This is a genomic window from Cellulophaga sp. RHA_52 (assembly GCF_007827205.1).
GTDB classification, from domain to species: Bacteria; Bacteroidota; Bacteroidia; order Flavobacteriales; family Flavobacteriaceae; genus Cellulophaga; species Cellulophaga lytica.
The window spans coordinates 3525658-3539921 of the sequence record NZ_VIRZ01000001.1 but is presented as its reverse complement, the minus strand read 5'-3'; the positions used below and the strand labels follow the sequence as shown (position 1 = coordinate 3539921).

The following is a 14264-nucleotide window of genomic DNA, read 5'->3' as shown; positions in this document are numbered from 1 at the left end:
ATATTTTTCTTAGTTTTAATATACTTTTAGCCGTTTTAAACGTTATATAATTTAACAAAGGTATATCACTATAAGACCTTAGTCTATATGAAAATGAAAAAAATAGCAATACTCCTATGTTTTATGGGGATGTCTATCTATGGATATTCGCAAAAAACAGAAATTTACACGCACAAGAATAAAGATTACGTAAAAGCACTGTCTTTGTATAATGACAAGCAGTACCAAGCATCACAAGCTGTTTTTAAAGAGGTGGCAAAAAGCACAGATGATTACGAGACTAAAGCCAATAGCCACTATTACATTGCTACAGCTGCAATACGCCTTAACCAGCTTGGAGCAGATAAGCTTATGGAGCGTTTTGTAGAAGACTACCCAACGTCTACCAAAAGAAATACAGCTTATTTAGATGTGGCAGATTATTATTTTGAAACAGGTAAATATCCGCACGCTTTAAAATGGTATGCAAAAGTAGACCAGTCTTCTATGTCTAGAAAAGATAAAGAACGATTTGAGTTTAACAATGGCTACGCTCTTTTTTCATCTAAAAAATATAAAGATGCAGAACGGTATTTAAATCGTGTAACCAACTCGGCAACCTATGGTTCTCAAGCTAAATACTACTTAGGCTATATTGCTTATGAGCAAGATAATTACCAAGAAGCAAATGAGCGTTTTGACCAGATTACAGATCAGGATGAGTTAAAAGAAAAACTATCATATTACCAAGCAGATATGAACTTTAAGCTTGGTAATTTTGAAAAAGCAATAGCTCTTGCTAAAGAACAATTGCCAAAGGCAGATAGGAATGAAGTATCAGAACTAAATAAAATTATAGGAGAAAGTTACTTTAACCTTAAACAGTACAACAACGCTATACCATACTTAACAGAATATAAGGGTAAACGTGGTAAGTGGAGTAATACAGATTATTATTTGCTTGGCTACAGTTACTATAAGCAAGGAGATTACGCAAATGGTATAGACCAGTTTAATAATATTATAGATGGTGATAATAGTGTGTCTCAAAACGCATATTATCATTTAGCAGAGTGTTATTTAAAGTTAGATAAAAAACAAGAAGCTTTAAATGCGTTTAAAAATGCATCTCAGATGGATTATTCTGAGGAAATTAAAAAGGATGCTTATTTAAACTATGCTAGACTTAGTTATGAAATTGGTAATGCATACGAGCCTGTACCATCCGTACTAACTAAATATTTAGAGACCTACCCAGATAGTGAACACGCTAAAGAAATTCAAGAGCTTTTAGTAGACTCTTACATTACGTCTAAAAACTACAAAGGTGCTTTAGAGTTGTTAGAGAAGAATAAAAACTATGCAAGTAAAGAAACCTACCAAAAGGTTGCTTTTTATAGAGGAGTAGAATTGTTTTTAGAGCAAGATTATGAGAGTGCTTTAGAAGCTTTTAACTTGTCTTTAGATAATGCAGAGGAGCCAAAGTTTAAAGCTAGAGCAAATTTCTGGAAAGCAGAATCGCTTTATTTACTTAATAAGTTTGATGATGCTTTGGTATCGTTTGTGGCTTTTCAGCAGAATCCAATGTCTGTTTCTACAGATGAAAATAAGGAGTTAGATTACAATTTAGCGTATACTTATTTTAAGCTTAATGATTACGTAAATGCAACATCATACTATAAAAAATATACAGATAGCAAACCAGAAGACGAAGCTAAGTTAAACGATGCTTATTTACGTTTGGGAGATTGCTACTTTGTAACTAGTAAGTATTGGCCAGCAATAGAAACGTATAACATTGCTTTAAAAAATAGAGGCGGACAAAAGGATTATGCAGCTTACCAAAGAGCCTTAAGTTATGGTTTTGTTGGTAAGAGTGATACTAAAATTAGTGAATTAAAAAGCTTTGTAACAAAGTATAGCAAATCTACCTTAAAGGATGATGCTTTGTATGAACTTGGTAATACTTACATAAAATTAGGTAATGAAGATTTAGGCTTACAAGCGTATAACAAGTTAATTGAAGAGTACAAAGGAAGTAGTTTAGTGCCAAGGGCATTGCTACGTCAAGGATTAGTGCATTACAATGCTAGTAGAAACCAACAGGCTTTGGCTAAGTTTAAAACAGTTGTACGTGACCATGCAAAAACACAAGAAGCTATACAAGCTGTTGCAACGGCTAAACTAGTATATGTAGATTTAGGTAAGGTAGATGAATATGCTAATTGGGTTAAAGATTTAGATTTTGTAGAGGTTACAGATTCAGAATTAGACAATGCAACTTACGAGTCGGCAGAAAAACAATTTATAGAAAACAAGACAGATGCCGCTATTAGAGGGTATGAAAATTACATTAAAGAATTCCCTAACGGCTCTCATATTCTAGACGCAAACTTTAAACTAGCGCAATTGTATTTTGGTAAGGGGCAAAAAGCAAGTGCTTTACCATATTATAAGTATGTTGCAGACCAAGGTGGTACAGAATTTACAGAACAAGCAATTGCACGTGTTTGCGAAATTTACATAGGAGATAACAAATACACTAATGCTTTTCCTTATTTAGAGAAGTTAGAGCAAACAGCAAACATTAAACAAAATGTAACTTTTGCACAGTCTAACTTAATGAAAGGTTACTATAACCAAAAGAATTATAGTAAAACTATTGCTTATGCAGAAAAAGTGTTAGCTACAGAGAGTATAGATAACCGTATTAAAAGTGATGCTCATATTATGATAGCGCGTTCTGCTATTAAAACAAATAATGAAACTAAAGCAAAAGAAGCATATGCTATAGTGCAAAAAATAGCTACAGGAGAAAGAGGAGCAGAGGCTTGGTATTACAATGCATATTTTAAGCATAAAGAGCAAGATTATGAAGGTTCTTCTGAGGCAGTACAAACTTTAGTAAAAGATTTTTCTGGGTATAAAGAATGGGCAGGTAAAGGGTTGTTAATTATGGCTAAAAACTATTATGCCTTAGGAGATGCTTACCAAGCAAATTATATTTTAGAAAACATTATTAAAAACTTTGCAAGTTACCCAGATATAGTGGCAGAGGCGCAAACAGAGCAACGACTTATTAAAACCAAGGAAGCGCGTAGCAACTCATCTATTAACCCAGACGGCAACTAGTAAAAGGCAAATAATATTAAGAACACACTATGCAAAAGTATATCTATACAACTATAACTTTATTTTTAGGACTGGCACAAATTGCCTTTGCACAGGATAAAGACAAAGATAAAGAAGAAAAAGATTTAGGAACAGAAACCGTAACAGTTGTAAAAGCATACAAGCCAACTATTGCAGATGCTTTTAAACTAAAATCTACACCTGTAATTAATGGAGCTGTAGAGTTAAAGAAAAAACCAATTCAATACAGTATTTTTTCTGTACCGGTAGCTTCTACATTTACTCCAGCAAAAGGAAAAGCTACTGCAGTAAAAAAGAGAAAGCCAGAGGAGTTGTTTAATTCATACGCTTCTATAGGTTTAGGAAACTATAGTAATGCACTGGTAGATTTTTACACAAGTAGGCCAATTAACAGAAATGAGACTTTAGATATAGGGTTAAACCACCATTCTTCTCGTGGAGATATAGAAGAAGCTCCTGTAGATAATGTTTTTTATGATACCAAAGTAAAAGGTAATTATACCAGAAGAGAAAGAGATTTGGAGTGGAATGCTAATGTAGGATTGCAACACAAGTTATATAGCTGGTATGGAGTAACAGAAGATGCTTTAGGTACAACACCAGAAAGTCTAATAGATGAAAAACAACACTATTTTGATGCTGAACTTGGAGGAGAACTTAAAATGGAAGATTACCTAATAAAAGGTGGCGATGTGTTGTTAAGACGTTTTTGGGACGCAACAGAATCTGGCGAAAATAGAGCGGTTATTAATGCTGCTGTAGAAGTGCCAATTTCTAATGAACTTATAAATTTTAATGTAAAGCTAGATTATTTAGGAGGTAAGTTTAAAAACGCTAGTTTAAATAATACAGACAATACAGGAGAAATTAAATTTGGCCAAGTACAGTTTGGAGTAAACCCAAGTTTGGTAATTTTAAGAGATGACCTTACCCTAAATTTAGGAGCTAATGTTGTGTATGGTTTAGATACAGAAGCTAGTGATAGTAACTTTTATATTTATCCTGCGGTAACGGCATCGTACAGATTATCTGGAGAAACTGCAATTGCATACGGTGGTATAGAGGGAGATTTACACCAAAACTCTTATCATGATTTTGTAGATGAAAATCCATTTGTGTCTCCAACGCTTACAATCTTACCAACAGATAGTCAGTACAATGCCTATGCTGGTTTAAAAGGACAATTGTTAACTAACTTAGGGTACAATGTAAAGGCGTCTTATAAAGCAGATAATAACAGAGCATTATATAAATTAAATCCAGAAAATACTTTTAGAGCAGATGAAGATAAAGATTATCATTTAGGTAATACTTTTGATATTTTTTATGATGATATAAAAACATTTTCATTCTTTGGAGAGTTAAATGTAGATGTAAACAGAAATTTTGCTTTAGGTGTAAATGCAGAGGTTTTTAGCTACACAACAGAAACAGACAATCCTGCTTGGAATCTGCCAAAAGTAAAGGGATCTTTATTTATGGATTATCAAATTAATGAAAAATGGTTTATGGGAGCTAACCTGTTTTTTGTAGGAGAAAGAGAAGATTTAAGCTCTGTAGCTGCTACTGCAACTCAACCGCAAGATTTTGCTTCTACAGTAGTAACTTTAGATAGTTATTTTGATGCTAATGCGCATGTTGGTTACCGTTTAGATGAAAAATTATCATTATTTGTAAAAACAGCAAACATAGCAAATAACAATTACCAACGTTGGGCAAATTATCCTGTTCAGGGTTTTCAGGTGCTTGCAGGAGCAACATATAAGTTTAATTGGTAAAAAAATAGAAAAACTATTTTTTTAAAGGATATGAATGACTCTTTAATAAAGGGGTTATTTATATCCTTTTTTTATTTTCATTATTTTTGAAGAAAATCAAAGACTAATGAAAAAACTAACACTTGTTTTACTGCTGGCAATTGCAGCGTGTAATCCTAAAAAAGAACAGGTAGACTATATAGTCACCAATGCAAATGTCTACACTGTAGATTCTACTTTTACAAAAGCACAAGCTTTTGCTGTAAAGGATAATTTGTTTGTAGCTGTTGGTACAGAACAGCAAATTACAGAAAAATATACATCGGCAAAAACAATAAATGCAGCTGGCAAAACTATTACTCCTGGTTTAATAGATGCACACTGTCACTTTTTTGGTTTAGGGATGAACCAGCAAGTGGTAGATTTGGTAGATACTAAAAGTTTTGATGAGGTAGTAGAGCGTGTTTCTGCTTTCCAGAAAACAAATACAAAAACGTTTATTAGAGGTAGAGGTTGGGATCAGAACGATTGGGAAGTAAAAGAATTTCCAACAAAAGAGGCTTTAGATTCACTTTTTCCGTCTATACCTGTTGTTTTGGAGCGTGTAGATGGTCACGCTTACATTGTAAATCAGTATGCATTAGATCTTGCTAATATTACAGTAGATACTAAAATTAGTGGCGGAGAAATTGTAAAAGTTAATGGTAAGCTTACAGGTGTTTTGGTAGATAATCCTATGGCTATGGTAGATGCCGTTTTGCCTAAACCAAGTGTAGTTACACAGGCACAAGCATTAAAAGATGCAGAAAAAATTTGTGTAGATTATGGGTTAACTACTGTAAATGATGCAGGTTTAAATAAGCAAACTATAGAAATTATAGATAGCTTACAGCAAAACGGAGAATTAGATATTCGTGTTTATGCTATGATAAGCGCAAACAAAGAAAACTTAGATTACTATTTAAGTAAAGGAATAGTAAAAACAGATGGTTTAAATGTGCGCTCTGTAAAAGTATATGGAGACGGTGCTTTAGGCTCCAGAGGTGCAGCTTTAAAAGAAGAGTACTCAGACAAACACAATCATTTTGGAGCAATGGTTACTCCGGTAGAGGAAATAAATAATCTTGCAAAAAGAATAGCAAAAACAGATTACCAGATGAATACACATGCTATTGGAGATTCTGCTAATGTAGCAGTATTACGCGCATACAAATCGGCCTTAAAAAATACAAAAGACAGACGTTGGAAAGTAGAGCATGCGCAGGTTATAGCTCCGCAAGATTTTGACTATTTTAAATTAGGTATTATACCATCTGTACAGCCAACGCATGCAACTAGTGATATGTATTGGGCAAAAGATAGGTTAGGAGATGAGCGCGTAAAAGGAGCTTATGCATTTAAAAAATTATTAGATATTGCAGGTGTTGTTGCATTGGGGACAGATTTTCCTGTAGAACGTGTTAGTCCGTTTTTAACTTTTTATGCTGCTGTTGCCAGAAAAGACACTAAAAATTACCCTGAAGGTGGTTTTCAGATGGAAAACGCTTTGTCTAGAGAAGAAACATTAAAAGGAATGACAATTTGGGCAGCTTATTCTAATTTTGAAGAAAATGAAAAAGGAAGTATAGAGCCAGGTAAAAAAGCTGATTTTGTTATCTTAAGTGATAATATTATGGAAGTTGAAGCTTCTAAAATTCCGACAATAAAAGCAGAACAAGTTTTTATAGGAGGTAAGCAAGTAAAGTAAAATTACGTTCTATTTAGGTAAAAAATAAACCCGAAACTAAAAGTAGTTTCGGGTTTTATATTTTTAGTAAGTGATTAAATTACATAGAAACTGCGTAAGGAACAGAAACTAAAGTAGTTCCCCAGCCCATTACCATATCAGTATCTGTAAAAGTAATAGAAAAAGCTTCTAAAGATTCCTTGTTTTTAGATACTTTTCCAGTTACTCTAACCACATCAGCATCTTCCTCATAAGAGTAAGCTCCCCATTGGTTTAAATTTTTATTTAAAATTACAGTCCATTGCTTATCTCCTGGTATAGAGAATAAAGAGTATGTGCCTGCTGTTACTTTTTTACCACCAAAGTTTGTATCTGCGTAAAAAGTAATTTCTGCAGCTTCATTAGCACCAGTTCTCCATACTTTTCCTGCAGGAGCTAAATCTTTTACTAATCTTCCCTTTAATTGTGGTCTGCTGTAAACTACACGAATGTTCTTTTTAGAAATTTTGTAGCTAGATGGTTGTGAAGCAATATCTGCTGGACTTTTATCTAATCCAGGAAATTTTTGAGCTGTAGCATTAGTAGTAAATACCATAGTTAATACAAGTGCTGATAAAGCAAATAATCTTTTCATAAATGTTTGTTTTTTGTGTTTTTCAAATTTAGCGACATTTTCGCAGTAATTCATTATATGGTCGCTAAAATTATGCCAACTTACAAAATGACCGTTTTTTTTATAAAAATAGTTTGTCTAAATTCTAAATAGAATGTAATTGGCTTAATAAAGTTTTAAATTGAAACCATTTTAAGTATTTGTGTTTTTAAATTGAAACCTTTAATTCATCTTTGTAATCAAATTGATATAAATATTAATAATATGTGTGGAATAGTTTGTGCATTTGATGTAAAGGAAAGCACTGAGGCATTAAGACCTCAGTTGTTAGAGATGTCTAAAAAAATTAGACACAGAGGCCCTGACTGGAGTGGTATATATGCAGACGATAAAGCTATTTTAGCACACGAGCGTTTGGCAATTGTAGATCCAGCTTCTGGTAAGCAACCATTATTGAGTCCTAATGGTAAATTAATATTGGCTGCCAATGGAGAAATATATAATCATAGAGAATTGCGTAAGCAATTTGAAGGTAAATATGACTTTCAAACAGAATCTGACTGTGAGGTTATACTAGCTTTGTATCAAGAAAAAGGAGTAGATTTTATAGATGAATTAAATGGTATTTTTGGTTTTACTATATATGATGCCGAAAAAGACGAATATTTTGTAGCTAGAGACCATATGGGAATTATTCCTTTATATATGGGATGGGATAAAAATGGAACTTTTTATGTTGCTTCAGAATTAAAAGCATTAGAAGGTACTTGTACAAAAATAGAATTATTTCCTCCAGGACATTATTTACATAGTAAAGACGGAGAGTTAAAAAAATGGTACTCTCGTGATTGGATGGAGTATGATGCTGTTAAAGAAAATGAAACTAGCATACAAGAAGTAAAAGAAGCTTTAGAAGCAGCTGTACACAGACAATTAATGTCTGATGTACCTTATGGTGTATTGTTATCAGGTGGTTTAGACTCTTCTGTGACTTCTGCGGTTGCAAAAAAATATGCACAAAAACGTATAGAAAGTGGTGATACTGCAGATGCTTGGTACCCACAATTACACTCATTTTCTGTTGGTTTAGAGGGGTCGCCAGATTTGGCTGCTGCAAAAAAAGTAGCAGATCATATAGGTACCGTACACCACGAAATTAAGTTTACAATACAGGAAGGTTTAGATGCTATTAAAGATGTTATTTATAACATAGAAACGTATGATATTACTACCATTCGTTCTTCTACGCCAATGTATTTAATGGCGAGAGTTATTAAGTCTATGGGTATAAAAATGGTATTGTCTGGTGAAGGTGCAGATGAGCTATTTGGAGGTTATTTATATTTTCATAAAGCGCCAAGTGCACAAGAGTTTCATGAAGAGACGGTACGTAAATTAGATAAGTTGCATATGTACGATTGTTTAAGAGCTAACAAGAGTTTAGCTGCTTGGGGAATTGAAGGACGTGTACCATTTTTAGATAAAGAATTTATGGATGTTGCTATGCGTATTAACCCTAAAGATAAAATGATAAACGGTGAGCGTATGGAAAAGTGGGTAGTTCGTAAGGCATTTGAAGATATGATACCAGAAAGTGTAGCGTGGAGACAAAAAGAACAGTTTAGTGATGGCGTTGGTTACAGTTGGATTGATACCTTAAAAGAATTGGTTGAGAAAGAAATAACAGATGAGCAAATTAAAAATGCGGCATTCCGTTTTCCTATCAACACCCCATTAAACAAGGAAGAGTATTACTATAGAACTATTTTTGAAGGACATTTTCCTAGTGATGCTGCAGCATTAAGTGTACCGCAAGAAGCAAGTGTTGCTTGTAGTACAGCAACAGCCTTAGAATGGGATGAAGCATTTAAAAATATGAACGACCCTTCTGGTAGAGCAATAGCTAACGTACATGATGAAGCATATTAAACAGTAAAATATCACTTGAATTATCGCCTGTTCTAAGGTTTTAATTATAATTAGTCTTTCAGGAGTATCAATTTATTGATGCTCCTTTTTGTTTACAGCCTTTTTAAGCGCATTTTGTTAGATTACGTAGTTTTTAAAAAAGCTAATTTTAATCTAATTGTAGTTAAAAGCTAATTTAAGCGCTTTTAAGAAACTTTTTCTATTGTAAAGAAAATGTTGATAACTATTTTAAAACAGTCTTAAAACTGTTTAAAATTAAGAAATCAATAATTTATATTTGTTAGGTTATATTTTATGATGAAATTAAGCACAATAATTTATATATAATGAGCGAAGAAGCAAACAAGAATAATTATTCAGCTGACAGTATTCAGGCCCTAGAGGGTATGGAGCACGTACGTATGCGTCCTTCTATGTATATTGGTGATGTTGGTGTAAGAGGTTTACACCACTTAGTATATGAGGTAGTAGATAACTCTATTGATGAGGCAATGGGTGGCCATTGTGACAATATAAGTGTTGTAATAAACGAAGATGGTTCTATAACTACCAAAGATAATGGTAGGGGTATACCTGTAGGTCTTCATAAAAAAGAAGGTGTATCTGCATTACAGGTTGTAATGACTAAAATTGGTGCAGGTGGTAAGTTTGATAAAGATTCATATAAAGTATCTGGTGGTTTGCACGGGGTAGGTGTATCTTGTGTTAACGCATTATCTAACAGTTTAAAAGCAACTGTTTACAGAGAAGGTAAAATATGGGAGCAAGAATATGAAAGAGGTAAGGCTTTGTATCCTGTTAAGAGTATTGGAGAAACAGAGGAAACAGGTACTATAGTTACTTTTTATCCAGATGATACAATTTTTACTCAGACTACAGAGTACAATTATGAAACATTGTCTAACAGAATGCGTGAGTTGGCTTACCTTAACAAGGGAGTAACAATTAGTATTACAGATAAGAGAGTTAAAGATGAAAAAGGTGAGTTCTTATCTGAAGTATTCTACTCTGAAGAAGGATTAAAGGAGTTTATTAAGTTTTTAGACGGTAACAGAGAGCAACTAATAAGAGAAGTTGTTTCTATGGAAGGCGAAAAAAACGGAATTCCTGTAGAGGTTGCAATGGTGTACAACACATCTTACTCAGAAAATCTTCACTCTTACGTAAACAATATTAATACACATGAAGGTGGTACACACCTTTCTGGTTTTAGAAGAGGTTTAACATCAACCTTAAAAAAGTATGCAGATGCATCTGGAATGTTAGACAAGTTAAAGTTTGAGATTCAAGGTGATGACTTTAGAGAAGGTTTAACTGCTATTGTATCTGTAAAAGTGGCAGAACCTCAGTTTGAAGGGCAAACAAAAACTAAACTAGGTAACAGAGAGGTTTCTTCAGCAGTAAGTCAGGCTGTATCAGAAATGCTTACCAACTATTTAGAAGAAAACCCAGATGATGCTAAGGTAATTGTACAAAAAGTTATTTTAGCAGCGCAAGCACGTCATGCGGCTACAAAGGCCCGTGAAATGGTACAGCGTAAAACGGTAATGAGTATAGGTGGTTTACCTGGGAAATTATCAGACTGTTCTGAGCAAGATGCTACAAAATGCGAAGTATTCCTTGTAGAGGGAGATTCGGCAGGTGGTACTGCCAAGCAAGGTAGAGACAGAAACTTTCAGGCAATATTACCGCTTCGTGGTAAAATCTTAAATGTTGAAAAAGCAATGCAACATAAGGTTTTTGAAAACGAAGAAATAAAAAATATATATACAGCTTTAGGTGTAACTATAGGTACAGAAGATGATAGTAAAGCCCTAAACTTAGATAAATTAAGATACCATAAAGTAGTTATTATGTGTGATGCCGATGTAGATGGTAGCCACATTGAAACTTTAATTCTTACATTCTTCTTCCGTTTTATGCGAGAACTAATAGAAGGCGGACACGTTTACATAGCAACACCACCTTTATATTTAGTTAAAAAAGGGACTAAAAAGCGTTATGCTTGGAATGATAAAGAACGAGATGAAATAGCAGATAGCTTTAATGGTAGTGTAGGTATCCAAAGATATAAGGGTCTTGGGGAAATGAACGCAGAACAATTATGGGATACAACAATGAACCCAGATTTTAGAACACTGCGCCAAGTAACTATAGAAAATGCTACAGAGTCTGATAGAATATTCTCTATGTTAATGGGTGATGAAGTACCACCTAGAAGAGAATTTATAGAGAAAAATGCTGTTTATGCTAACATTGATGCATAATAAAGTACATTTACACAACAAAAACTCGCACCTACAGTGCGAGTTTTTTAGTTTTATAAAAAAAATGTAATTCTATGAGAAAGTTTAGTTTAGTTATTTTCTTGGCATTAAGTGCATATGCTTCTGCCCAGTCTAGCGCAAATGAAGTTTTTGCGGCAGGTGTTAATGATGCAAATAAATTTATTAACGACTATATGTCTCCAGTTTCTGAAGGAATGCTATATAGTATTTCTGGAGGTTGGTACAATACAGCAGATGCCAAACCATTAGGTGGTTTTGAAATTTCTATAATAGGAAATATGGCACAGTCTCCAGATGATAAAAAATCATTTATTTTAAATACTGAAGATTATGAAAACCTGCAATTTGTAGATGGTAGTATCTCTAAAGAAGTGTCTACAGGTTTGGGAGATATAGAAGGTATTAATGTTTTTGTAGAAGATGAAAACGGATTATTTAGGGAAGAATTTGAATTACCAACAGGTTTAGCATCAGAAAATATAAACTTTGTACCCTCTGCATTTGTACAAGTAAGTGTAGGCTTAATAAAAGGGACAGAAATAAAGGCTCGCTTTCTGCCAAAAATAGAAACAGATGATGTAGAAGTTGGTATGTATGGTGTTGGGTTGCAGCACGACTTTACAAAGCTTCTCCCTGCAGATAAAATTTTACCAGTGGCAATTTCTGGTGTTATTGGTTATACGCACTTAACAGGTGTTTATGATTTTACAGACCAAGATGTAATTGCAGGAGAAAACCAACGATTAGATATGAAAATGAATACGTGGGTTTTTCAGGCAGTAGTATCTACAAAAATGCCAATTATTAATTTTTATGGAGGACTGGGTTACTTAACAGGTAATTCTACTGTAGATGTTTTAGGAACGTATAGAGTACAATCCGGACCATTTATTGGAGATACATATACAGATCCTTTTTCTGTAAAAACAGATGCTAGTGGTGTTACCGGTAATATAGGTGCTAAACTTAAATTAGGATTTTTTAGATTACACGCAGATTATTCTATGGCTAAATACAATAACCTTTCTGTAGGTATTAATTTTGGTTTTAGATAATAGTAACAATTATTAAGATATATACATAAAAAAGCCCTAGTAATTATAATTACTAGGGCTTTTGTTGTGGTGTTACTTTCTTTACTATTATTCTCTAATAGCTAAAGTTTCACCATTTGTTTCTTCTAGTATAACAGTAGCAGAGGTATTTTCAGAAGTTTTTTCAGTACTATTATTTATTTGTGTTGTTTTAATTTTTACTTGATCACTTGGCATATTTGTCTCAGGATATGTAATAGTATAGGTGTCACCCTCTATAGTCCATCTAAAATCTGTTAAAAAAGCCACGTTGTCATTAGTATAACTATGGTATCGTCCTTTGTAGGCATCGTTAAAAATCCATTCTTGTTTAGAATCTACGCCAGATTCTGATGTTGTGGTTTTTGCCCATATCCCAAGAATAGGGTCGTTGTTTTCTGGAATTTCAGAGCAACAGTAAATTGTAAAGCATACAATGGTTGCTATGAAAAAAAGTAGGGGTTTTTTCATAAGTAGGTATTTTAATTAATTCGGGTTATTGTATACAACGCTCAATTTTGTTGTGTATTTCATTATAATCGATGTATAACACGTTTTTTTGTGGTTTTTCGTTTAAATACATCTTTCTTTAACATTAAGTTGTGTTTAAACTTCTTTTTAGTAGATTCAATAAATATTAAAGTTGGTATATGCACTATTTTTTTGTTTAAATTCTTTATTTTTACAGTCAATAAACAAATCATTAAAAAATTAAATATATTTACTTATGAAAGTAACGGTAGTAGGTGCAGGTGCAGTAGGCGCTAGTTGTGCAGAATACATTGCAATTAAAAATTTTGCATCGGAAGTTGTTGTGTTAGATATTAAAGAAGGTTTTGCAGAAGGTAAGGCAATGGATTTAATGCAAACAGCATCTTTAAACGGTTTTGACACTAAAATTGTTGGTTCTACTAATGATTACTCTAAGACTGCAGGTTCTGATATTGCTGTTATTACTTCAGGTATTCCTCGTAAACCAGGAATGACAAGAGAAGAGTTAATTGGTATTAATGCAGGTATTGTTAAAACTGTATCAGAAAACTTAATTAAACATTCTCCTAATGTAATTTTAATAGTTGTAAGTAACCCAATGGATACTATGACTTATTTAGTACATAAAACTACTGGCTTACCAAAAAACAGAATTATAGGTATGGGTGGTGCTTTAGATAGCGCACGTTTTAAATATAGATTAGCAGAGGCTTTAGAGGCTCCTATTTCTGATGTAGACGGTATGGTTATAGGTGGACATAGTGATACTGGTATGGTGCCATTAACAGCACACGCAACTAGAAATAGCGTTAAAGTATCTGAGTTTTTATCTGAAGAAAGATTGGAGCAAGTTGCTGCAGATACTAAAGTAGGTGGTGCTACATTAACTAAGTTGTTAGGAACTAGTGCTTGGTATGCTCCTGGTGCTGCAGTTTCTGGTTTAGTACAAGCCATTGCTTGTGACCAAAAGAAAATGTTCCCTTGCTCTACTTTATTAGAAGGTGAGTATGGTTTAAATGACCTTTGTATTGGTGTACCTGTTATTTTAGGTAAAGATGGTATAGAGAAAATAGTAGAAATTGAACTTAGCGACGCTGAAAAGGCAAAAATGCAAGAAAGTGCTGCTGGTGTTTCTAAAACAAACGGACTTTTAGAATTATAATATTTATAAGAAAAAGGGCTTAATAAGGGTGACAAATTTATTTGTTCACCCTTATTTTATATAATATTATAAATATATTGGCATTTCATATC

9 protein-coding genes are annotated in these 14264 nt (G+C 33.4%); 7 read left to right on the top strand and 2 right to left on the bottom strand.

Annotated elements, in window-relative coordinates:
• Positions 1–87 precede the first annotated feature (87 nt).
• The 3 genes from JM80_RS15400 (at position 88) to JM80_RS15390 (ending at position 6636) form a co-directional block, all read left to right on the top strand.
• Positions 88–3111 carry a tetratricopeptide repeat protein gene (locus tag JM80_RS15400; RefSeq protein ID WP_255436835.1) on the top strand — a complete coding sequence of 1008 codons (3024 nt, stop codon included), beginning with the start codon at positions 88–90 and terminating at the stop codon, positions 3109–3111.
• 29 nt (positions 3112–3140) lie between these two features.
• Positions 3141–4910 (top strand): TonB-dependent receptor, encoded by a 1770-nt coding sequence (locus tag JM80_RS15395; protein WP_144710933.1) that lies wholly within the window; start codon positions 3141–3143, stop codon positions 4908–4910.
• A gap of 106 nt (positions 4911–5016) precedes the next feature.
• Positions 5017–6636: an amidohydrolase gene (locus JM80_RS15390; protein ID WP_144710931.1), complete on the top strand. Its 1620-nt coding sequence runs from the start codon at positions 5017–5019 to the stop codon at positions 6634–6636.
• A gap of 79 nt (positions 6637–6715) precedes the next feature.
• Here the strand turns inward: JM80_RS15390 and JM80_RS15385 are convergent, their stop codons facing one another.
• Positions 6716–7249 carry a DUF2911 domain-containing protein gene (locus JM80_RS15385; protein ID WP_013621852.1) on the bottom strand — a complete coding sequence of 178 codons (534 nt, stop codon included), beginning with the start codon at positions 7247–7249 and terminating at the stop codon, positions 6716–6718.
• A gap of 243 nt (positions 7250–7492) precedes the next feature.
• Between JM80_RS15385 and asnB the strand changes: the two genes are divergently transcribed.
• From asnB to JM80_RS15370, 3 genes are all read left to right on the top strand, one after another.
• Positions 7493–9157 (top strand): asparagine synthase B, encoded by a 1665-nt coding sequence (gene asnB, locus JM80_RS15380; RefSeq protein ID WP_013621853.1) that lies wholly within the window; start codon positions 7493–7495, stop codon positions 9155–9157.
• A 326-nt stretch (positions 9158–9483) separates the two neighbouring features.
• Positions 9484–11424: a DNA topoisomerase (ATP-hydrolyzing) subunit B gene (gyrB, locus tag JM80_RS15375; protein WP_034644926.1), complete on the top strand. Its 1941-nt coding sequence runs from the start codon at positions 9484–9486 to the stop codon at positions 11422–11424.
• 74 nt (positions 11425–11498) lie between these two features.
• Positions 11499–12500 (top strand): DUF6588 family protein, encoded by a 1002-nt coding sequence (locus tag JM80_RS15370; RefSeq protein WP_034644927.1) that lies wholly within the window; start codon positions 11499–11501, stop codon positions 12498–12500.
• Positions 12501–12587: 87 nt separating this feature from the next.
• On the opposite strand, the gene JM80_RS15365 is transcribed toward JM80_RS15370, so the two are convergent.
• Positions 12588–12989, bottom strand: a complete 402-nt coding sequence (locus tag JM80_RS15365) for a hypothetical protein (RefSeq protein WP_144710929.1) — start codon at positions 12987–12989, stop codon at positions 12588–12590.
• A gap of 256 nt (positions 12990–13245) precedes the next feature.
• Here JM80_RS15365 and JM80_RS15360 point away from each other — a divergent pair, with 256 nt between their 5' ends.
• The gene (locus JM80_RS15360) at positions 13246–14172 is read left to right on the top strand and encodes a malate dehydrogenase (protein ID WP_013621857.1); all 927 of its coding nucleotides are present in this window, start codon (positions 13246–13248) and stop codon (positions 14170–14172) included.
• Positions 14173–14264: the final 92 nt, after the last annotated feature.

What these genes read in the sequence shown, in the direction of transcription:
- JM80_RS15400 (WP_255436835.1), top strand. Translation starts at nt 88, where the DNA reads ATGAAAATGAAAAAAATAGCAATACTCCTATGTTTTATGGGGATGTCT.
- JM80_RS15395 (WP_144710933.1), top strand. Translation starts at nt 3,141, where the DNA reads ATGCAAAAGTATATCTATACAACTATAACTTTATTTTTAGGACTGGCA.
- JM80_RS15390 (WP_144710931.1), top strand. Translation starts at nt 5,017, where the DNA reads ATGAAAAAACTAACACTTGTTTTACTGCTGGCAATTGCAGCGTGTAAT.
- JM80_RS15385 (WP_013621852.1), bottom strand. Translation starts at nt 7,249, where the DNA reads ATGAAAAGATTATTTGCTTTATCAGCACTTGTATTAACTATGGTATTT.
- asnB (WP_013621853.1), top strand. Translation starts at nt 7,493, where the DNA reads ATGTGTGGAATAGTTTGTGCATTTGATGTAAAGGAAAGCACTGAGGCA.
- gyrB (WP_034644926.1), top strand. Translation starts at nt 9,484, where the DNA reads ATGAGCGAAGAAGCAAACAAGAATAATTATTCAGCTGACAGTATTCAG.
- JM80_RS15370 (WP_034644927.1), top strand. Translation starts at nt 11,499, where the DNA reads ATGAGAAAGTTTAGTTTAGTTATTTTCTTGGCATTAAGTGCATATGCT.
- JM80_RS15365 (WP_144710929.1), bottom strand. Translation starts at nt 12,989, where the DNA reads ATGAAAAAACCCCTACTTTTTTTCATAGCAACCATTGTATGCTTTACA.
- JM80_RS15360 (WP_013621857.1), top strand. Translation starts at nt 13,246, where the DNA reads ATGAAAGTAACGGTAGTAGGTGCAGGTGCAGTAGGCGCTAGTTGTGCA.